The sequence below is a fragment of the Maribacter stanieri genome, from assembly GCF_900112245.1.
In the GTDB taxonomy this organism is placed as follows: Bacteria; Bacteroidota; Bacteroidia; order Flavobacteriales; family Flavobacteriaceae; genus Maribacter; species Maribacter stanieri.
Window position 1 is genome coordinate 1,558,781 of sequence record NZ_FOYX01000001.1, and the last position, 20,140, is coordinate 1,578,920.

The following is a 20,140-nucleotide window of genomic DNA, read 5'->3' on the forward strand; positions in this document are numbered from 1 at the left end:
TATGGATTTAACACAGGGAACTGAGGTAGAGAAGAATGCTAGGGCAAAGAAAATGATGCTATGGTTTGGTATCGTTAGCCTACTAATGGGTTTTGCAGGATGGACAAGTGCGTATATTGTAAGTAGCTCTAGAGAAGATTGGTCTAGTGATATTCTACTGCCTAATTCATTTTTGTATAGTACGTTAGCTATTATTGTAAGTAGCTTCTGCTATATGTTGGCTAAAAATGCCATTAAAAATGGGGAAAATGCTAAGGGTACTAAATGGTTGTGGATTACGTTAGGTTTAGGAGTTCTATTTGTGGTTCTTCAGTTTTCTGGTTTTTCTCAGATGGTGGCAGATGGGTATTACTTTACAGGACCGACCAGTAGTATAAAAGTTTCGTATATCTTTTTAATTGCTATGGTGCATGTTGTGCATGTTGTAGCAGGAATGATATCGCTATTGGTTGTATTATATAATCAAAACAAAGGAAAATATAGCACTGAAAACTATTTAGGTGTTACCTTAGGGGCAACATTTTGGCATTTTTTAGATTTATTATGGATCTATTTAGTGTTATTTATGTTCTTTGTAAAATAAAATGTGAATCAAAATAAGTTTTGGGTCGAATTGCGTTTTTAAATAGTTCAAAAAAATGTAAATTTGCTAAAGTTTTATTAAAACGATAACTAGTATATGAATTCTACGGTGACTACGGGAACGGAAACAAGCGTATGGGGTGGAGGTAATCAACCCTTAGGAGCAAGCTACGGTAAATTAATGATGTGGTTTTTCCTTGTGTCGGATGCGTTAACTTTCTCTGGATTTTTAGCGGCTTACGGCTTTTCAAGATTTAAATTTATAGAAACATGGCCAATTGCGGACGAGGTGTTTACACACGTTCCTTTCTTTCATGGAAATTATCCCATGATCTATGTTGCTTTTATGACCTTTATATTGATTATGTCATCGGTAACGATGGTGTTGGCAGTAGACGCTGGTCATAAAATGAAGCAAAATGCTGTTACATGGTATATGTTCGCTACTATCATTGGTGGTATTATTTTCGTAGGCTCACAAGCTTGGGAATGGGGTACTTTTATTAAAGGTGACCATGGTGCATTAGAAACTAAAGGTGGTAGAATATTGCAATTTGTAAAAGCAGATACAGGAGAAAGAGCTTCATTATCTGATTTTGCAGCATCATTGCCTGGAGATAGGGTTATTCACGAAAGAAAAAATGGACTTTGGTTTTTTCAAGAGTCTGCTTTACCATCTGTTTCTTTAGAAGAAGTAGTTGAGGGTTTCAAGGCTGATTCTAATATTTTGATTAGAACGGAATTGATTAATGAGGAAGGTGAGAAAACGTTATTAGATAGAAAAGCATCATTGGCTAAATTGGCAGAGGCAACACAAGTTGTAGAAGGTGCTAATTTGATACATAATGAATACGGAAGCAGGTTATTCGCAGATTTCTTTTTCTTTATTACAGGTTTTCACGGTTTCCACGTATTCTCTGGTGTAGTTATCAATATTATAATTTTCTTTAATGTTATTATTGGTACATACGAAAGAAGAGGTCATTATGAAATGGTTGAGAAAATCGGACTGTACTGGCACTTTGTAGATTTAGTTTGGGTATTTGTATTTACCTTCTTCTACTTGGTATAATCCTTTTTAAGAAAAACAGTATTACGGTATATAGAATTTTAGATTAAAGTAAAATGGCAGACGGACATAAATTAGAAATTTTTAGAGGACTTGTAAAGTTCAAATCTAACACACAGAAAATCTGGGGAGTATTAGCTTTTTTAACCTTAATAACTGCAGTAGAAGTGGTGTTAGGTATTATAAAGCCAGAGTCTTTGACTGATACTTACGTATTGGGGATGAAAACGATCAACTGGATCTTTATCATTTTAACCTTGGTTAAGGCTTATTATATTGCTTGGGACTTTATGCACTTACGTGATGAGAAGTCTTCGTTAAGAAGAGCTATAGTTTGGACACCTATATTCTTGGTTATCTATTTAGTATTTATTCTTCTTGTAGAAGCAGATTATATCTATAACGTATATAAGGACGGCTTTGTAAGTTGGAATTTCTAAGTTATAATTAACAGAATTAAAAGACGGTTTTATAACCGTCTTTTTTATTTTTGTAAAGTTTGTATTTTAATACTTATTCTTTGGGTTGCTTTCTAAATTGCAGCCGTAACTTGTCTTCTTGATATATGAAAAAGACCTTTGTTCTTGTTGTCTTATTTGTGCTTCCTATAGTAGCATATTTATTCTTTGCTTCTGGGGTTACAAATTTTGGTAAACTAGCACAGCTAACAAAAGATGTGCATGAAATAGATTTTTCTGATCAAGCTCAGTTGAAGGGTAAAATAACCGTTCTAGGTTTTTTAGGTTCAGATGTGGAAGGTAGAAAGGGTAATGCCTTTAACTTGAATCAAAAAATATACAAAAGGTTTTACGAGTTTGGGGATTTTCAATTTGTAATGTTAATTTCTAAAGATCAAGAAAGTGAAGTAGAAGCTCTCAAAACTGAACTAGCTACTTTAGCTGATAATGACAAATGGAATTTTGTTTATGCAAGTGATGAGCAAATAAATTCTATTTTCAAAAGCCTCAAAACTGATATTGAGCTGGATGCTAAATATAGTACGCCCTATGTTTTTATCGTAGATAAAGATTTAACTCTTAGAGGAAGGTCTAATGATGAGGATGATGGAACAAAATATGGTTTTAATTCAAATTCTGTTGCAGATTTGAACAATAAAATGGTAGACGATGTTAAAATTATTTTAGCAGAATACCGACTTGCTTTAAAAAAGAATAATCCTGATAGCGCTAAATAATGAATAAGAAATATACATACGTTTGGGTTTCTTTGATTGTTCTAATTTTTGGAATTATTGTAGTACCAAGAATAGTAGATACGGTATCATCTGGTTCTATAGTTGAAAATGATCGTTTAAATAATTCTAACGCTACCAGTAGTCAGAAATTAGCTTATATTTTATTAGATGGTAAGCGACGAAAAGTACCTTCATTTGAATTTATTAATCAAGATAGTGTGTTGGTTTCTGATAAAGACTATCTAGGAAAAGTCTATGTGGTAGATTTCTTTTTTACAAGATGTCCTAGTATTTGTCCTGTAATGACTACCAATTTGGTAAGTGTGCAAAATCATTTTATAGGTGAAAAGGATTTTGCAATTGCTTCTTTTAGTATTACTCCTGATTTTGATACACCTGCAGTTCTAAGGGTGTATGTTGAAAAGTATGAAGTTAATAATGAAAATTGGAATCTAATGACGGGTGATCATGATTCTATTTATCAATTAGCAAATGCGGGTTTCAATATTTTCGCAGCGGAAATGCCAGATGTACCTGGCGGATTTGAACACTCAGGGTTGTTTGCCTTAGTAGATAAAGATGGTTATTTACGTTCAAGAATAGATGAGTTTGGAAACCCTATCGTTTATTATCGTGGAGCTATTTTAGAAGAAAAAGGAGCAAATGATCAAGGGGAAACCGAAGAGATAGGTATTTTAAAAGAGGATATTAAAAAATTGTTGGAAGAATAAGAGTTTAGGTATGCAAGGGAATGTAAAGGACGAGCGGAAATTTAATAAGTTAATAGCGGTGGTATCTATAATCATCCCTATTGTTGTGGCAATTCTCTTTGGAGTAAAATTACCTAATGTAGAACCTTTGTCGTTTTTACCTCCTATTTATGCTGCTATAAATGGGCTTACAGCTGTGTTGTTATTAGTTGCGGTTTGGGCTATAAAAAATGGAAAAGAAAAACTACATCAGAATTTAATGACCACCAATATAGTATTGTCTTTATTGTTTCTAGTGATGTATATCGCTTATCATATGACTTCTGATTCTACGAGTTATGGTGGTGAAGGTGTAGTACGGTATGTTTACTTCTTTATTCTAATTACTCATATTGTCTTATCAATAGCATTAATTCCTTTAGTGCTAAGAACTTATGCAATGGCATATTTAAAGAAATTTGAAGATCACAGGGCGTTGGCTAAATATACTTTTCCTGTTTGGCTTTATGTTGCGGTAACCGGTGTTGTAGTTTATTTAATGATATCTCCCTATTATGTATACTAAACGAACATTATTAATTTTATTGATTTTGATATTATTGATTCCTTTTGATGCTGATGCACAATGCGCTATGTGTAGAGCTGTATTAGAAAGTGAATCTTCTGGTAAAGCAGCAGAAGGTATTAATAATGGTATAGTTTATTTAATGGCGGTACCTTATATTTTGGTAGCTGGTCTTTTCTATTTTATCTATAGAAAAATGAGGGCTTAATTCTCTTTCTATTATTTTTTTCTTCAAATAGTGTAACATTCTTCCGTTTGGTTAGTCTTATGATTGTGTAGTACTTGTATTGCATTCATCAATCAATCAATCTAATCAATCAATCTTATGTTCGACTTAGAACGTTGGCAAGAAATATTCGATACTATTCGCAAGAATAAGTTACGAACGTTTTTGACTGGACTATCAGTCGCTTCAGGAATTTTCATTCTAGTCATTTTATTAGGTTTTGGTCAAGGCATGCAAAATGGTATAGCCAAAGAATTTGAACAAGATGCAGCTACGAGTGTTTGGGTTTGGCCGGGAGTAACAACTAAAGAGTTTAAGGGTATGAACCCTGGTAGACCTATTCAATTCAGAAATGAAAACTTTGAAATTGCCAATGTATTATTTGAAGACCAAATAGAAAACAAATCCCCTCGGTTATTCGTAAGAGATGTTTTTGTTAATTACGGTAGTGAATCTTTGGCTTATAATGTTCAAGGAGTATCTGGCGATTTTCAGTTTATTGAAAATGAGTTTATGACCGAAGGTAGATTCTTAAATCTACAAGACATAGATTCTAAGGCTAAGGTGGCTATTATCAGTAATAAGATAAATAGAGAAGTATTTCAAGAACTAGATAGCCCTATTGGGGAGTTTTTAGACCTATCTGGCATTCCTTTTAAAATTGTTGGTATATATGGCGATATAGGAGGAGAACGTGAAGAAGATCGTATCTATATTCCTGTTACTACCGCACAACAAGTTTTTAACGGTGCAGATCATTTAAATAATCTTTCCTACACATTACCTCCTGTAGAAGATTTTGAAACTGCAGTTGCGCAATCCATTAAATTTAAAAATGACCTAAAGTCGTACTTGCAGAAAGTGCATACGGTTGCACCAGATGATACAAGTGCCATACAAGTATATAACCCTTTGGAAGAGGCTAAACGTTTTTATGCCTTAATGGGTGGTATTAAGTTCTTCTTTTGGTTTGTAGGTGTGTGTACCATAATTGCCGGTATTGTAGGGGTAAGTAATATAATGCTCATTGTGGTTAAAGAACGTACAAGAGAAATAGGTATTCGTAAAGCTTTAGGGGCAAAGCCATGGTCTATTGTTGGTATGATTTTGCACGAAGCCATTTTTATAACTGCCATTGCAGGTTTTTCAGGTCTTATTTTAAGTATGGGGCTGTTGGAAATTGTAGGTCCACATGTAGAAGTGGATTATGTGTTGAATCCTTCTGTAAACTTTAATGTAGCAATAACAACGGTATTCGTATTAATTTTTGCTGGAGCCATAGCAGGATTTTTCCCAGCTTGGCGAGCAGCAAAAATTCATGTTATAGAAGCGCTTAAAGACGAATAAATTTAAAGAATAATTAATAAATAGCCATGTTCAATAGAGACCGTTGGAAAGAAATATTAGAAGTTTTGTCTAGTAATGTTTTTAGGACATTGGCTACTTCTTTTGGGGTGGGTTGGGGCATATTTATTCTAATTATACTTCTTGCTGCGGGTAAAGGTTTGGAGAATGGAATTCGTGCAGATTTTGGTGACATAGCTACGAATACCATGTTCATGTGGTCAAGAAATACAACAATATCATACAAGGGGTTGCCTAAGGGAAGACGTTTTAGTTTCAAGCTTGAAGATGTACAGGCTATCAATGATAAGGTTCCTAACCTACGTTTTATTTCCCCAAGAAATCAGCTAGGTGGTTTTGGGAGTGGTAATAATGTGGTACGTGGTCTAAAAACAGGTGCGTTTAATGTTTATGGCGATTATCCTGAAATAATAAGGCAAGAACCAATGACCATTACTTCTGGCAGGTTTGTTAATCAAAATGATATTGAAGACAAAAGAAAAATAGCAGTCATTGGAGATGGTGTGCAAAATGAATTGTACGACCAGGGTGAAACAGTAATAGGGACTTATATAAAAATTCAAGGTGTGAATTTTATGGTGGTTGGTACGTATCAGAAAAAAGATAGTGGCGGCGGGGAAGAGGGTCAAAAAGAAATCTATGTTCCGTTTACAGCTTTTTCTCAGGCTTTTAATATGGGTAACGATGTTGGTTGGATGGCAATTACTGCCAATGATGGTAGTTCTATTTCTGAGCTAAAAGAGAAAATTGTTGGGGTGGTCAAAGAGAATAGAAAAATTCATCCAGACGATAAACGTGCCGTTGGGTATTTTGATTTGTATGAACAGTTTAATCGTGTAGAGAGTTTGTTCGGTGCACTAAGATGGGTAGCTTATTTTGTAGGTGTACTCGTTTTGTTATCCGGTATTATTGGGGTGAGCAACATTATGCTAATTGTCATTAAAGAACGGACTAAAGAAATTGGTATTCGAAGGGCTTTAGGTGAAGCGCCTTGGTCAATTAAAAAGCAAATATTGATGGAGTCTATTTTTCTAACCATTATTTCAGGAATGATCGGGATAATTTTTGGAGCGGCATTTATTTACGGCGTAAATGCAGTACTTGATTCCGTAGGTCCGGTAGATATGTTTATAAACCCAAGTGTAAGCTTAGGTGTGGTAGTGAGTGCGTTGGTCATTTTAATATTCTCTGGATTGTTAGCGGGGTTTATACCTGCCCAGAGTGCCATCAAAATAAGACCAATTGAAGCTTTAAGAACAGAATAAAATTATCATCAAAATATAACCAATCAAAAAATGAAAAAGTCAACAACAATTATTATCCTGCTTATTATAGTGCTTGCCTTTGGCGGCTCTATGTTTTATTTGTATTCAAAAAATGCAGAAGACCCAGTGGTGTATCAAACAGAAGAACCTTCTAAGCAGACCATTATTAAAAAAACCATGGCTACGGGTAGTATTCTACCATTAGAAGAAGTGCTTATAAAACCAAATATATCTGGAGTTATAGAGAAAATTTTTGTGGAAGGCGGCGACTATGTAAAATCTGGCGATTTGCTTTGTACCATTAAAGTAGTTCCAAATCTAAGCTCTTTAAATGATGCCAGGAATAATATTAATGAAGCTAAAATAAACCTAGATGATCAATTACGTAATTTAGATCGTCAAAAAGGATTGTTTACCAAAGGGGTAATTTCTAAAGTAGATTTAGAGCGTGCACAATTAAGCTATGACCAGTCTAAGCAATCTTATGCAGCCGCCAATAAAAGATATGATATTGTAAAAACGGGTACTACCTCTGGTTTTGGTAATGCTGCAAATACACAAATTAGAGCTACTGTTAGTGGTATGGTCTTAGAAGTCCCTGTTGAAGTAGGTAATCAGGTCATAGAAAGTAACAATTTTAATGAAGGCACAACCATTGCAGCTATAGCCGATGTTGATAAAATGATTTTTGAAGGTAAGGTTGATGAATCTGAAGTTGGAAAAATCAAAGAAAATCTTCCGCTAGAAATTACCGTTGGTGCCATTGAAGATAAAGTGTTCGATGCTGTATTAGATTATATAGCGCCTAAAGGAAATGAAGAAAATGGAGCTATACAGTTTGAAATAAAAGGGACGCTTAAGAAACAAGACTCCGTATTCATTAGAGCAGGTTTAAGTGCAAATGCATCTATAATTTTAGCTCGTGCAGATAGCGTTTTAGCTGTGAAAGAAGCTTTGGTGCAATTCGATGATAAAACTAAAAAACCATTCGTAGAAATTGCAACTGGTGATCAAGAATTTGAAAGAAGGGATATTGAGTTGGGGATAAGTGACGGTATTCATGTACAGATAAAATCTGGAGTAACAGAGGGGGATAGAATAAAGGTATGGAATGAGGTAAAGCCCGATGAGCTTGCTGAGAATGAATAAAGTAAAAAAATAAATCAATTGATGTAACAAATAATACACTAGGTAGTCTAATGAATAGGCAGTGTAAAAATTGTTCAAAACAACAACCAACATGATTCAAATCAAAGATCTTCACAAGTCCTATAAAATGGGCAAGAATTCACTTCACGTTCTTAAAGGAATAAATTTTAATGTTGAGGAGGGCGAATTAGTAGCTATTATGGGCTCTTCTGGTTCTGGTAAATCTACCTTACTAAATATTTTAGGAATGTTGGATAGTTCTGATTCTGGAGAGTATATTTTAGATAATGTGCCTATTAAGGATTTAAATGAAACAAAAGCCGCGCGATATAGAAATAAGTTCTTAGGTTTTGTTTTTCAATCATTCAACCTTATCAATTATAAAAGTGCAGCCGAAAATGTTGCATTACCGCTGTACTACCAAAAAGTACCAAGAAAGGAACGTCAAGAAAAAGCACTTAAATATTTAGAACAAGTAGGTCTTAAAGAATGGGCAGGTCATTTACCTAGCGAGCTTTCTGGTGGTCAAAAACAACGTGTCGCAATAGCAAGAGCATTGGCGGCAGAGCCTAAAGTTTTATTGGCAGATGAACCAACAGGTGCTTTAGACAGTAAAACTTCTTATGAGGTTATGGACTTGATTCAGAAAATCAATGATGCTGGTAATACTATTTTGATAGTTACTCACGAACCTGATATTGCCGATATGTGTAAGCGTATTGTTCATTTAAAGGATGGGGTAATTATAGAGGATAAGAAAATAGAACAAGTAAGAGCCGAACAATATGTTTGATAGAGACATTTGGCAAGAAATATATCACAGTATAAGCAATAATAAGCTTAGAACTTTTCTTACCGGGTTTTCGGTAGGTTGGGGTATATTTATTTTAGTATTGCTGTTGGCATCTGTAAAAGGAATGCAGAATGGTTTTACACTACAATTTAGCGATGATGCTACGAACTCTATTTTCGTAAGAACTGGAACTACATCATTAGCCTATGGTGGATTTGAAGCTGGACGGAGAATTCAAATGACGAATGATGATATTGAATACATCAAAAGAAGTTTTCCAAATGATGTAGAATATATAAGTCCTAGGGTATACCAAAATACATCTGCACGTTATAAGAGCGAAACAGGTAGTTATAACATTCAAGCTGTATATCCTGATCACCAGGCAATTGAAAAGACTATTGTAAATAAAGGGCGTTTCATTAATACCAACGATCTTTTAAATGCCTCTAAAGTTGCCGTTATAGGTAGAAAAGTAGAAGAGGATTTGTTTAAGAATGAGGACGCCATTGGCAAATTCGTTGAATTCAATGGATTGCCTTTTAGGGTCATTGGTGTTTTTACAGATGATGGGGATGATAACGCGGAGCGCAATATCTATGCGCCAACAAGTACGTATCAAAAGATGTACGGTCAAACAAATCATATTGATCAAATTGCATTGACCTATAATCCTAATTATGACTTAACAGAAGCACTTGCTTTTTCAGATAGATTAGAAAATGTTTTTAGAAGGCGTTTTAAAATTGCTCCTAAGGATCAATCAGGAATTAGAATCTTTAACTACGCAGAGGTTTTTGAAGATATCAGCAACTTTACAGGTGGTTTAGATATCGCAGTAATTATAGTGGGACTTTTAATATTACTATCTGGTATTGTCGGTATCGGTAATATTATGGTGTTTATCATTAAAGAGCGTACTAAAGAAATAGGAGTTCGTAAAGCTTTGGGTGCTGAGCCATGGTCCATTATTAAATTGGTTTTGTTTGAATCGGTTTTTATTACGGCTTTATCCGGATTTATAGGGTTGGGCATTGCAACGGGATTACTGGCAATTGTTGGACCTAATATTAAAACTGGTGCATTTGCAAATCCTTCGGTAAGTATGTCAATTGTGGTAACGGCTACAATTATATTAATAGTGGCTGGTGTATTGGCAGGATTAATTCCTGCAATGAAAGCGGCAAGAGTGAAACCAATTGTAGCATTAAGCGATAAATAATATGTGGATATTAGATAGGGATTTATGGTCTGAGATTTTTGCCACATTGGGTAAGAACTTGTTTCGAACGTTTTTAACAATGTTAGGGGTTATCATTGCTATGATAATTTTAGTATTGCTATTAGGTGGTGCAAACGGAATGAGTAATGGTTTTCAAAAGATATTTGCGGGTACAGCTTCTAATAGTTTATTTGTGTGGAGCCAAAGCACATCAGAACCATATAAGGGCTTTGAAAGAGGGCGTAGAATTCAATTTAAATTAGAAGACGCAACTATACTTAAAGAACAGATACCTGAAATTGAAGTGCTAGCGCCAAGAATAGAACTTGGTAGTCATAGGGGCGTGGTTACTGTTTATAGAAATGGTTTAACTAGTGGTTCTGCGGTATATGGAGATTATCCCAATATAGATGAAATCATGAAAAAGAAACTGGTAGAAGGTCGGTTTCTTAATGAAAATGATATGACCGAGTCTAAGAAGGTTTGTGTTATTGGGGAAGAGACGTATAAGCTACTATTTGAAAAAGGGGAAAAGGCAATAGGTGAAGATGTTCGTATAAACGGTGTATTCTTTAATATTGTTGGTATTTATAAGCCTAATCAAAACATTAACATTGATGGTGAAAATTCCGTCTATATTCCTTTTTCAACATTTCAAAAAGCATTTGGGTCAGGTGATAGAATGGGGTGGATGGCAATTTCGGTAAAATCAGATGCAAAAGTGCCAGTCGTTGAAAGTCAAATAAAACGCTTATTGAAGAATAAGTACGATATCAACCCAATAGACGAACGCGCTATTGGTAGTTTCGATATGTCTGAAGTGTTTAATAATGTCAAAGCTTTTACGGGAGTACTGCAAGGTGTTTCATTTTTTGTAGGCATACTTACGTTATTGGCAGGTGTAATTGCCATTAGTAATATTCTATTGATTACAGTAAAAGAACGTACAAAAGAAATAGGCATAAGACGTGCCTTGGGGGCAACTCCAAAAGTGGTAAAAAGACAAATAGTTTTAGAATCTATAGTAATTACTGTGTTTGCCGGTTTTGTCGGTTTTGCAATCGCAGTAGGGTTTTTGGCAATAGCAAATAACTTAATAGGTGATAATAGCGATATGCCATTTTATAATTTAATGATAAGCATACCACAATTTTTAGTGTCTTTTATTCTAATGGTAGGTCTTAGTGTATTAATAGGATTAATACCGGCAAATAGGGCTATTAGAATAAAACCAATTGACGCATTAAGAGAAGAGTAACAGACCAAACAACAAAGAATAAATAACAATCAAATAGTTGAGCATGAACAAGTATGTAAAGTACGTATTAATAGGAATAGCAGTTTTAGGAATACTGGCTGCAGTAGTCTATTTTTTAAAGAAGAATAGCACTCCTTTAAAAACATATGAAACTGAAACAGTTGTAAAAAGAGATATTACCAATAAGGTAGTTGTTACCGGAAAGGTAATTCCGCAAGACGAAATTGAAATTAAACCTCAAATTTCAGGTATCATCCAAAAAGTATATTTAGAAGAGGGTGTTCAAGTAAAAGCTGGGGATTTAATAGCAACTATTAAAGTAGTACCTAATGAGCAATCTCTAAATCAGGCTAGAGGTAGGGTTAACAATGCTAAAATCTCTTTAAGCAATACTAAAATTGAATATGACCGTAACAAAACACTTTTTGATAAGGGTGTAATATCCAGTCAAGATTTCAATGCCTTGCAACTAAGATTTGACCAGGCAACGCAAGAATTGCAAAATGCTCAAGCAGACTATCAAATTATTAGAGTAGGTTCTGCTGGTGGTTCTTCTAGTGCCAATACAAATATTAGGGCTACGGTGACTGGTACGTTGTTAGAAATTCCTGTAGAAGTCGGTGATCAGGTTATTGAAAGTAACAACTTTAACGATGGTACTACAATCGCCTTTATTGCTGATATGTCTAAAATGATTTTTGAAGGCGAAGTTGATGAGGCTGAAGTTGGTAAATTAAAAGTAGGGATGCCTTTGGAAATTAGCATGGGTGCTTTACAAGATGAAAAATTCAATGCTAAATTAAAATTCATTGCTCCTAAAGGTGTTGAAGAAGAAGGCGCTGTACAATTCAAAATTGAAGGTGATATGGTAGTTTCTGATAGTACTAATATTAGAGCTGGTTATAGTGCGAATGCATCTATTGTATTAGAAGAAAAGAAAGATGTGCTTTCAATTAAAGAAGCCTTATTGCAGTTTGATAAAGAAACCAATAAACCTTACGTTGAAGTAGAAACTGGTGAAAACGAGTTTGAAAAGAGAGAGCTTGTTCTTGGTGTAAGTGATGGTATAGATGTTGAAATTGTTTCAGGAATTGATGAGAATTCCAAAATAAAAATATGGAACAAGTTAGAGGCCAAAAGTGAAGATAACGGTCCAAACGAAGATTAAGAAAATCAATCAAATCAAAAAACGAATCGATCAACCTTTAGTTGGGTTGGTTTAAAAAAGAATAAAATGAAAGTAAAAATCACAGGATTACTACTGATATTTTCTGTTGTAGTAGGTATGGCACAACAAAAGAAATGGACACTAGAAGAGTGTGTATATTATGCTGTAGAGAACAACCTTACCGTTAAGCAGTTTGAGTTGGATTTAGAAAATGCTGCATTAGATAAATCTGATGCAATAGGAGCATTGTTGCCAAGTTTAAATAGTTCATTAAGTGCATCTGCAAATACGGGACTTGCATTGGATCCTACCACCAACAATTTGGTTTCGGCAACTATTTTTTCTGCATCAGGAAGTATGACGTCATCTGTTACTCTTTTTGATGGTCTTCAAAATTATAATAGAATTGAAAGGGCTAAATTAACTGCAATTAGTAGTCAGTATAGATTAGATGATAGTAAAGATGATATTAAGTTAAGTGTAGCAAATGCATACTTAAACGTATTAGCAAATAAAGAATCTTTAAAAGTTTTTAAAGCGCAATTAGCTATTACAGAACAAGATTTAAAGCGTACTCAAGACTTGGTAGATTCTGGTGTTTTACCTAGCGGAGATTTATTACAGATAGAAGCTACAGCTGCAACTCAAGAACAGCAAATGATAAATGCCCAGAATTTAATCTTGATTTCAAAAATTAGTTTAGCACAATTACTGAGTATAACGGACTATGAAAATTTTGATATCGCAGAAGAAGAGTTCGATATTCCTCCATCGGATATATTGAATAATTCTGCCAAGGTTATTTTTGATAAAGCGTTGACTTTTAGAAATGATATACAATTTGCCTTGACAGGGGTAGAATTGGCTCAAAAGGACTTAGAAATTGCAAAAGGTGCCAAGTACCCATCTGTAGGTGCGTTTATTAATTATAATACTCGATATTCTGATCAAAACAATGATCCATTTACAGGAGAAGCAATTCCATTTAAAGATCAATTATATATCAATGATGGTATATCTTACGGGGCACAAATGAGTATTCCGATTTTTAACGGATGGAGTGTTAGAAATAATATAAAACGGTCGCAAATTAGTATTGACATAGCGCAGATCGAGTATGAAAGAACAAAGTTGCAGTTAGAGACGGATGTTAACCAAGCCTATGTGAATGTGACCAATTTTTTCAAGGCATTTCAGGCCGCGGAAAAAACATTGGAAGCCAGAACGCTTGCTTATCAGTATTCAAAAGAACGTTACGATGTAGGATTAATGAATGCATTTGAATTCAGCCAATCACAATCACTTGTAGATAATGCTGAAGCAGATTTAATTCGTGCTAAGTATGATTATATCTTTAGACTAAAAATATTGGAATTTTATTTTGGGATTCCTATTTCATTAGAATAGATTAAATATAGAAATATAAAAGCCTGTAACATTTTATCGTTACAGGCTTTTTCATTTTGTAGTAAGTAATACCTTTGCACTATGGGCTTAATATTGAATTTAGAAACATCATCTACAAATTGTTCGGTTTGCGTCGCTAAGGACGGAGAAATTCTTGCGATTAGGGAATTAAATTCAGCGAACTATTCGCATGCAGAAAAACTTCATATTTTTATAGAAGAAGTAATGCAGGAGGCATCTGTTCAAATGCAAGATTTAGAAGCCGTAGCGGTTAGTAAAGGTCCGGGTTCTTATACTGGGTTAAGAATTGGAGTTTCAGCGGCTAAGGGCTTATGTTACGCTTTAGGCATTCCATTGATTTCTGTTGCTACATTAAAAAGCATGGCATCTCAAATTCAGATTAAAGAAAATGAAGTTTTGATTCCGGTGTTGGATGCTAGACGTATGGAGGTGTATTCTGCAGTGTTCGATGCTGAATTAAGTGAGATTAGAGAAACAAAGGCAGAGATAATAGAAGAGAGCTCTTTTCAAGAATATATAAATGCTAAGCACGTTCATTTTTTAGGAAGTGGAGCGGAGAAGATAAAAGAGCTTTTTCCGGATGATACAATAACATATCATTGCGAGATTGTACCTTCTGCAAAAGAAATGGCTTTCATTTCTTCAAATAAGTATCAACTAAATGATTTTGAAGATGTAGCTTATTTTGAGCCTTATTATTTGAAAGACTTTGTGCTTCAAACTAAGAAATCTAAATAATAAATATTAAAAAAGCCCTTGAGTAATCAAGGGCTTTTTTAATTCAGTAAGATGATTTAATTGACTTTCATTTGTGTAATTACTCGTTGTGGGAATGGTATTTCAATTCCTGCAGCATCAAATCTGTACTTAATTTCTTCCATCACATAGAAATGTGCAGCCCAAAAATCGGGATTGTTCGCCCAAAAACGAAGGGTTAGATTTACTGAACTATCTCCTAATTCACCTACATATACTTCTGGTTCAGGAGCCTTTAAAATTGTTTCGCGTTCAGCGCAAATAGCTAATAATATTTCTTTGGCTTGTTTTATGTTAGAACCGTAACCTATACCAACATCAATTTTATCTCTTCTTGTATCTAATGCGTTATAATTAGTTATAGTGTTATTGGATAGTTGACCATTTGGTATAATAGCTATTTGATTTCCAAAGGTGCTTACTTTAGTAGTGAAAATAGATATTTCCCTTACCGTTCCATCTACACCCTGTGCAGATATAAAATCCCCTATTTTAAAAGGCTTAAATAAAAGGATAAGTACACCACCGGCAAAATTAGCCAATGAACCTTGTAGTGCTAAACCTATAGCTAAACCTGCAGATGCAAGTATAGCGACTAAAGAAGTTGTTTGAACTCCCAATTGGGTAATAACCAATACAAATAATATAATTTTTAAAGCAATACTAATAAAGCTTTGTAAAAATGTCTCTAGTGCTAAATCATAGTCTTTTTTAGCAAAAAACTTGCGAATCATTTTATTGATGAATCGTATTAAATACGTTCCGGCAATTAAAAGAAATATTGCCCATAACACACTGGGTAAAACAGCCCATAACCAGGCAATTGCATTATCTGCATGTTCTTGCAGATTTGTTATTTTATCTAACATATAATTTTTTCTTTCGGCTTAACCTCTAACTACTTACTTGATAATAATAGGATTTTAAACAATGATTAAATCACTGTTTCAACAAGGTTTAATACTTTGCTTGGTTCTTCCACGGGCATTTGACAGCTACCGTGATTACAAACGTAAATTAGTGTCTTGTTCATTACATACCTATTCATTAAAAGAGGTAGGTTGCTGGTTTTAGCATTTGAAGCAGCAAATATAACGTTTGGAAGATAGTTCTTCATAAGGGTTTTGCATATGGGTTCATAATTTTCACCGATAGAGACCACTTCAAAGAATTTTTGATTCATAAGTAACGCAAGGTGAAGCCAATTAGCATGATTTTGAGGATTTTCAATGACTGAAGGTTTCATTGTTTTCATCATTTTGTCCAACCTAATATCAAGATTATCTTCGGGGAAATATTTAGAAAGTTTATGAAGATTGTGAGCCATCATTGAATTGGAAGAAGGAATTACATTATCGGCTACCTCTAAAGTTCTTCTAATAAGATCGTCTTCCTTATTTGACGTGAAATAGAAGAGTCCCGTTGTATCATCAGAAAAATTATCAATAGCATACTTAGTCAATTGTAAACTCTGCTCAAGCCATTGTTCATCGAAAGATATTTCATAGAGCCCTAAAAAAGCATCAATGGTAGAGGAGTAATCTTCTAAGAATCCGTTTATAGTACTTTTTCCATTTTTAAAATTTCTGTAAAGACCACCATCTTCGGTCATCATATTTTTGATAATGAAGTGTGCGTTTTTTAACGCTAATTCTAAATAAGTTTCATTTTCTAAATATTTGTAGGCATCTGTAAGTCCCTTTAATGCTAATCCGTTCCAAGAGGTTAAAATCTTATCATCTAATCTAGGTTTATTTCTTTTCTCTCTTTCACTCTTCAATAAACTTAGACAATTAGCTATAGTTTGCTGTAATTCTATTTTAGTAATAGAGTGGTTCATTGCAATGTCTAAAGCTTCTGAATCTCTAATAAGAACATAGTTTTCTTCTTCCCAATACCCATAAGAATTTATGCTGAAGTATTCACTAAAGACAGGGTAATCTTCTTTTAATAATTCTTTAAGTTCATTTTCTTTCCAAACATAAAAAGCCCCTTCTACTAATTTATTATGCTCGTTAAGACTGTCTGCATCTAAAGAAGAATAGAACCCGTTACTTTTATCTAAAAGTTCCTCTTTTAAGAAATCAATACTTTTTTCTACAACACCTTTATAAAGTTCATTTTTAGTATCGGCAAATGCTTTGGAATACAGACTTATAAGCAATCCGTTGTCATATAACATTTTTTCAAAGTGGGGAACATGCCACTTTGTATCTACGGAATACCTTGAAAAACCCCCACCGACATGATCAAATATACCTCCCCATGCCATTCGTTTTAAAGTTGTATTCACATATTCTGCAACACCTTCATCTTGTTTTGAATGCGAATAGTGTAATAAGAAATTAAGGTTTGTTGGCATCATAAACTTAGGAGCTCGCTTGTAGCCTCCTAAAAAAGTATCAAAATAGTTAGACCAGTCTTTCACCAATTCATCTATTTCCGATGTTATGATTAAATCATGACTATCATCAAAAGTAATTGCGTTTATTTCTTTAAGCCCATTGGCCATATTCTCGGCGTAGCCAATAATTTTGTTTGGGTCTTCTATATAAAGCTGCTGAAGTTGATTTAATACCTGTATCCATTCTTGTTTTTTTACAAATGTGGCACCCCAAAAAGGCCTACCGTCAGGTAGAGCTAATATATTTAATGGCCATCCTCCACTACCAGTCATCATTTGCAAAGCGTCCATGTAGATATGGTCAATATCTGGTCTCTCTTCTCTATCTACCTTAATATTTATGAAATGAGAATTCATAGTCTCTGCAACTTCCTCATCTTCAAAACATTCGTGTTCCATAACATGGCACCAATGGCAGGCAGCATATCCTATACTAATTAATATTAGCTTTTGCTCCTCTTTGGCTTGTTGAAGTGCTTCTGTGTTCCAAGCTTCCCAATTAACTGGGTTGTGAGCATGTTGTAATAAATACGGACTACTTTCTTTAATTAAACTGTTGGTATGTTTATGTGGGGTTGACATAGAATAGTTATTAGTATTAGGACAAAAAAAAGCGCCCAAAGGCGCTTTTAATATTTGTGAATAATTGTTATTTCACTTCAAAAGTGATTTTAACATTTACTCTGTAATTTTTGATTTTTCCATCTTCAACGGTAGCACTTTGCTCGTTGATGTAAACCGATTTAATATTTTTTACTGATTTAGATGCTTCTGAAACTGCTTTTTTAGCTGCGTCTTCCCATCCATTATCAGAATTTGCTAATATTTCGATTACTTTTAAAACTGCCATAATTAATGATTTTTAGATTTACTACAAGTTACAAAAATTGAAGGCAATGTTTAATTCATTTCAATTTTTAATTAGCCGTTAATAGCAACAACCTCATTTACTTTGTCTCCCATCATATTTTTAAGCATGGTTTCTATACCATTCTTTAAGGTAAATGTGGAAGATGGACAACCGCTACATGCACCTTGTAAAATTACATTTACAGTTTTGCTTTCGGCATCATATGATTTAAACATAATGTTACCACCATCACTTGCAACCGCTGGTTTTACATATTCTTCTAATATATCAACAATTTCTTGTGAAGTTTCGTCAAGCTCAACAGTACTTTCTGCGGTAACGGTTTCAGATACTTGTGCTTCGGCACCAATAGATTTTGCGTTATCTGCAACAATCTCTTTACCGGCAGCAATGAAGTTTCTGATTACTTCACGTATTTCAATATTAATATCATCCCACTCTGCTACTTCATATTTAGATACTGAAACATAATTTTCATCTATAAACACTTGCTTTACAAATGGAAACTGAAACAACTCCATAGCTAATTTAGAATCTCTTGCTTCATCAATATTCTTAAACTCGAACGCAGATCCAACAATTTTTTTACTGGCAACAAATTTCATTGTAGAAGGGTTAGGTGTAACCTCGGCATATACTGTTACTGGAATTGGTTTATCCATATCTTGTTCAATAACAATGGTTTCTCCAGAATTTAGATATTCTACCAATTGTTGTGCAACCTCGTCTTTTACATCTTCCCATTGAACGATATCGTAACGTTCTAAACCAATAAAATCACCAGAAATGTATACTGTTTTAATAAATGGCAAATAGAATAATTGCTGTGCTAAAGGAGAGTTATGGGCTTCATCAATATTCTTGAATTCGTAATTCTTACGTTGAACTAATAGATGATTAGTTTCGAACTTTAATATATTGGGGTTATTGGTCTTAACGACCGTAATTGAATACTCTTTCATTTCTCAAAAATTTTGTGTAAAAATACAAAGGAAATCTTAGTTTGCACCTACATAATAATGTTGAGGTTAACTCGTTATACACTTTATATTAGTGAAACTAAACCTTAGTTTTAAAGTCCCAAGATGAAATACCATATACTTCTATTGTTTACAGTGCTTATGATTGGTTTAAAATCTAATGCGCAAGAGGGTATTCCTGTTTATTTTGATTATTTGTCAGATAACTACTATTTAGTTTTTCCATCTATGGCCGGTATTGGCGAAGGAGGAAAAGTTAGGGCTACGGCTAGAAAGCAATGGTTTGGTGTTGATGATGCCCCAAGTTTGCAAACTATTAATGCTCATTTTAGATTAGGTGATTCTCCAAGTGGTATTGGTGCAATTCTTTTTAATGATGCAAATGGTTACCATTCACAAACCGGATTAAAGCTTACTTATGCCCATCATTTAAGAATGGGAGGCGATGATATTAGACAATTGAATCAGCTGTCATTTGGTTTAAGTGGAACAATACTACAAAGTAGTTTAGATGAAACTGAATTTAGGTCTGTAACACCTGACCCTGCAGTTTCCGGTATTAAATTAAGTTCATCTTATACTAATGTCGATATAGGTGTATCTTATAATTATCAAGAGTTTTATACTCATTTTGCTGTTACTAATGCGTTAACAGGTAGTAAGAGAAACTTATATTATAGAGATAGACAAGATAATCCAGATGAGTTGGTTATAGATAATATTAGAAGATTTTTGGTTTCCGCAGGTTATGTTTTTGGAAGGAGTGAATGGCAATTTGAGCCTTCTGTACTTTTTCAATTAACAGAATTTACCAAAGAGAAAAGTTTGGACATCAATGCGAAAGTGTATAAAGATGTTGATTTTGGTCGTATTTGGGGTGGATTATCTTACAGAAGAAGTTTTGATGGAGCCCAATTTCAAGACAATGCATCTTTTGGAGAACAACGTTTGCAATTAGTAACACCTATTGTAGGTGCTAATATTAATAATTTTATGGTGTCTTATAATTACTCTTATCAGATGGGAGATATTCGTTTTGATAATGGTGGTTTTCATCAAATTACCCTTGGGTATGATTTTGGACAAAAAGAACGTAAATATGATTGTTATTGCCCAGCGGCAAATTAATAAGGC

General features: G+C 34.1%; 21 protein-coding genes. 17 read left to right on the top strand and 4 right to left on the bottom strand.

Going from position 1 to position 20,140, the window contains the following annotated elements; translation table 11 throughout:
• Position 1: 1 nt before the first annotated feature.
• The 16 genes from BM296_RS06635 (at position 2) to tsaB (ending at position 14,733) form a co-directional block, all read left to right on the top strand.
• On the top strand, positions 2–583 hold the full coding sequence (locus BM296_RS06635) for a cytochrome c oxidase subunit 3 (RefSeq protein ID WP_027064956.1): 582 nt from the start codon (positions 2–4) through the stop codon (positions 581–583).
• A 96-nt stretch (positions 584–679) separates the two neighbouring features.
• The gene (locus BM296_RS06640; protein ID WP_091902318.1) at positions 680–1,654 is read left to right on the top strand and encodes a cytochrome c oxidase subunit 3; all 975 of its coding nucleotides are present in this window, start codon (positions 680–682) and stop codon (positions 1,652–1,654) included.
• Positions 1,655–1,707: 53 nt separating this feature from the next.
• Positions 1,708–2,091, top strand: a complete 384-nt coding sequence (locus BM296_RS06645) for a cytochrome C oxidase subunit IV family protein (RefSeq protein WP_027064954.1) — start codon at positions 1,708–1,710, stop codon at positions 2,089–2,091.
• 125 nt (positions 2,092–2,216) lie between these two features.
• Positions 2,217–2,846 (top strand): thioredoxin domain-containing protein, encoded by a 630-nt coding sequence (locus tag BM296_RS06650; RefSeq protein WP_091902320.1) that lies wholly within the window; start codon positions 2,217–2,219, stop codon positions 2,844–2,846.
• Positions 2,846–3,577 (top strand): SCO family protein, encoded by a 732-nt coding sequence (locus BM296_RS06655; protein ID WP_091902321.1) that lies wholly within the window; start codon positions 2,846–2,848, stop codon positions 3,575–3,577. The genes BM296_RS06650 and BM296_RS06655 overlap by 1 nt, the downstream gene beginning before the upstream one ends.
• Positions 3,578–3,587: 10 nt before the next feature.
• Positions 3,588–4,121, top strand: coding sequence for a DUF420 domain-containing protein (locus tag BM296_RS06660; protein ID WP_027064951.1), 534 nt, complete (start codon positions 3,588–3,590; stop codon positions 4,119–4,121).
• Positions 4,111–4,329 carry a CAMCR motif-containing small membrane protein gene (locus tag BM296_RS06665; protein WP_091902323.1) on the top strand — a complete coding sequence of 73 codons (219 nt, stop codon included), beginning with the start codon at positions 4,111–4,113 and terminating at the stop codon, positions 4,327–4,329. Before BM296_RS06660 ends, BM296_RS06665 begins: the two co-directional genes overlap by 11 nt.
• Before the next feature lie 117 nt (positions 4,330–4,446).
• A complete protein-coding gene (locus tag BM296_RS06670) occupies positions 4,447–5,694 on the top strand; it encodes an ABC transporter permease (RefSeq protein ID WP_091902325.1) in 1,248 nt (415 codons plus the stop codon).
• Between the two features lie 26 nt (positions 5,695–5,720).
• Positions 5,721–6,977, top strand: coding sequence for an ABC transporter permease (locus BM296_RS06675; protein WP_091902327.1), 1,257 nt, complete (start codon positions 5,721–5,723; stop codon positions 6,975–6,977).
• A gap of 30 nt (positions 6,978–7,007) precedes the next feature.
• A complete protein-coding gene (locus BM296_RS06680) occupies positions 7,008–8,126 on the top strand; it encodes an efflux RND transporter periplasmic adaptor subunit (RefSeq protein WP_091902329.1) in 1,119 nt (372 codons plus the stop codon).
• Positions 8,127–8,217: 91 nt separating this feature from the next.
• Positions 8,218–8,919: an ABC transporter ATP-binding protein gene (locus BM296_RS06685; RefSeq protein WP_027064946.1), complete on the top strand. Its 702-nt coding sequence runs from the start codon at positions 8,218–8,220 to the stop codon at positions 8,917–8,919.
• Positions 8,912–10,141, top strand: a complete 1,230-nt coding sequence (locus tag BM296_RS06690; RefSeq protein ID WP_027064945.1) for an ABC transporter permease — start codon at positions 8,912–8,914, stop codon at positions 10,139–10,141. Before BM296_RS06685 ends, BM296_RS06690 begins: the two co-directional genes overlap by 8 nt.
• Before the next feature lies 1 nt (position 10,142).
• Positions 10,143–11,399, top strand: a complete 1,257-nt coding sequence (locus BM296_RS06695) for an ABC transporter permease (RefSeq protein ID WP_027064944.1) — start codon at positions 10,143–10,145, stop codon at positions 11,397–11,399.
• Positions 11,400–11,442: 43 nt separating this feature from the next.
• Positions 11,443–12,567 (top strand): efflux RND transporter periplasmic adaptor subunit, encoded by a 1,125-nt coding sequence (locus BM296_RS06700; RefSeq protein ID WP_027064943.1) that lies wholly within the window; start codon positions 11,443–11,445, stop codon positions 12,565–12,567.
• Positions 12,568–12,633: 66 nt separating this feature from the next.
• Positions 12,634–13,974 carry a TolC family protein gene (locus BM296_RS06705; RefSeq protein WP_091902331.1) on the top strand — a complete coding sequence of 447 codons (1,341 nt, stop codon included), beginning with the start codon at positions 12,634–12,636 and terminating at the stop codon, positions 13,972–13,974.
• Positions 13,975–14,055: 81 nt separating this feature from the next.
• Positions 14,056–14,733: a tRNA (adenosine(37)-N6)-threonylcarbamoyltransferase complex dimerization subunit type 1 TsaB gene (gene tsaB, locus BM296_RS06710; RefSeq protein ID WP_091902332.1), complete on the top strand. Its 678-nt coding sequence runs from the start codon at positions 14,056–14,058 to the stop codon at positions 14,731–14,733.
• A gap of 56 nt (positions 14,734–14,789) precedes the next feature.
• On the opposite strand, the gene BM296_RS06715 is transcribed toward tsaB, so the two are convergent.
• The 4 genes from BM296_RS06715 to BM296_RS06730 all read right to left on the bottom strand — a co-directional run bounded on the left by BM296_RS06715 (position 14,790) and on the right by BM296_RS06730 (position 18,988).
• Positions 14,790–15,620, bottom strand: coding sequence for a mechanosensitive ion channel family protein (locus BM296_RS06715; RefSeq protein ID WP_027064940.1), 831 nt, complete (start codon positions 15,618–15,620; stop codon positions 14,790–14,792).
• Between the two features lie 65 nt (positions 15,621–15,685).
• Complete coding sequence (locus tag BM296_RS06720) at positions 15,686–17,737, bottom strand: thioredoxin domain-containing protein (RefSeq protein ID WP_091902334.1); 2,052 nt, start codon at positions 17,735–17,737, stop codon at positions 15,686–15,688.
• Positions 17,738–17,804: 67 nt separating this feature from the next.
• On the bottom strand, positions 17,805–18,005 hold the full coding sequence (locus BM296_RS06725) for a dodecin family protein (RefSeq protein ID WP_027064938.1): 201 nt from the start codon (positions 18,003–18,005) through the stop codon (positions 17,805–17,807).
• Between the two features lie 71 nt (positions 18,006–18,076).
• Positions 18,077–18,988: a NifU family protein gene (locus BM296_RS06730; RefSeq protein ID WP_091902336.1), complete on the bottom strand. Its 912-nt coding sequence runs from the start codon at positions 18,986–18,988 to the stop codon at positions 18,077–18,079.
• A gap of 123 nt (positions 18,989–19,111) precedes the next feature.
• Between BM296_RS06730 and BM296_RS06735 the strand changes: the two genes are divergently transcribed.
• A complete protein-coding gene (locus BM296_RS06735) occupies positions 19,112–20,134 on the top strand; it encodes a PorP/SprF family type IX secretion system membrane protein (RefSeq protein WP_091902337.1) in 1,023 nt (340 codons plus the stop codon).
• The last annotated feature ends 6 nt before the right edge of the window (positions 20,135–20,140 follow it).

What these genes read in the sequence shown, in the direction of transcription:
- BM296_RS06660 (WP_027064951.1), top strand. Translation starts at nt 3,588, where the DNA reads ATGCAAGGGAATGTAAAGGACGAGCGGAAATTTAATAAGTTAATAGCG.
- BM296_RS06640 (WP_091902318.1), top strand. Translation starts at nt 680, where the DNA reads ATGAATTCTACGGTGACTACGGGAACGGAAACAAGCGTATGGGGTGGA.
- BM296_RS06665 (WP_091902323.1), top strand. Translation starts at nt 4,111, where the DNA reads ATGTATACTAAACGAACATTATTAATTTTATTGATTTTGATATTATTG.
- BM296_RS06720 (WP_091902334.1), bottom strand. Translation starts at nt 17,737, where the DNA reads ATGTCAACCCCACATAAACATACCAACAGTTTAATTAAAGAAAGTAGT.
- BM296_RS06655 (WP_091902321.1), top strand. Translation starts at nt 2,846, where the DNA reads ATGAATAAGAAATATACATACGTTTGGGTTTCTTTGATTGTTCTAATT.
- BM296_RS06695 (WP_027064944.1), top strand. Translation starts at nt 10,143, where the DNA reads ATGTGGATATTAGATAGGGATTTATGGTCTGAGATTTTTGCCACATTG.
- BM296_RS06700 (WP_027064943.1), top strand. Translation starts at nt 11,443, where the DNA reads ATGAACAAGTATGTAAAGTACGTATTAATAGGAATAGCAGTTTTAGGA.
- BM296_RS06635 (WP_027064956.1), top strand. Translation starts at nt 2, where the DNA reads ATGGATTTAACACAGGGAACTGAGGTAGAGAAGAATGCTAGGGCAAAG.
- BM296_RS06735 (WP_091902337.1), top strand. Translation starts at nt 19,112, where the DNA reads ATGAAATACCATATACTTCTATTGTTTACAGTGCTTATGATTGGTTTA.
- BM296_RS06690 (WP_027064945.1), top strand. Translation starts at nt 8,912, where the DNA reads ATGTTTGATAGAGACATTTGGCAAGAAATATATCACAGTATAAGCAAT.
- BM296_RS06730 (WP_091902336.1), bottom strand. Translation starts at nt 18,988, where the DNA reads ATGAAAGAGTATTCAATTACGGTCGTTAAGACCAATAACCCCAATATA.
- tsaB (WP_091902332.1), top strand. Translation starts at nt 14,056, where the DNA reads ATGGGCTTAATATTGAATTTAGAAACATCATCTACAAATTGTTCGGTT.
- BM296_RS06680 (WP_091902329.1), top strand. Translation starts at nt 7,008, where the DNA reads ATGAAAAAGTCAACAACAATTATTATCCTGCTTATTATAGTGCTTGCC.
- BM296_RS06715 (WP_027064940.1), bottom strand. Translation starts at nt 15,620, where the DNA reads ATGTTAGATAAAATAACAAATCTGCAAGAACATGCAGATAATGCAATT.
- BM296_RS06675 (WP_091902327.1), top strand. Translation starts at nt 5,721, where the DNA reads ATGTTCAATAGAGACCGTTGGAAAGAAATATTAGAAGTTTTGTCTAGT.
- BM296_RS06670 (WP_091902325.1), top strand. Translation starts at nt 4,447, where the DNA reads ATGTTCGACTTAGAACGTTGGCAAGAAATATTCGATACTATTCGCAAG.
- BM296_RS06685 (WP_027064946.1), top strand. Translation starts at nt 8,218, where the DNA reads ATGATTCAAATCAAAGATCTTCACAAGTCCTATAAAATGGGCAAGAAT.
- BM296_RS06705 (WP_091902331.1), top strand. Translation starts at nt 12,634, where the DNA reads ATGAAAGTAAAAATCACAGGATTACTACTGATATTTTCTGTTGTAGTA.
- BM296_RS06650 (WP_091902320.1), top strand. Translation starts at nt 2,217, where the DNA reads ATGAAAAAGACCTTTGTTCTTGTTGTCTTATTTGTGCTTCCTATAGTA.
- BM296_RS06725 (WP_027064938.1), bottom strand. Translation starts at nt 18,005, where the DNA reads ATGGCAGTTTTAAAAGTAATCGAAATATTAGCAAATTCTGATAATGGA.
- BM296_RS06645 (WP_027064954.1), top strand. Translation starts at nt 1,708, where the DNA reads ATGGCAGACGGACATAAATTAGAAATTTTTAGAGGACTTGTAAAGTTC.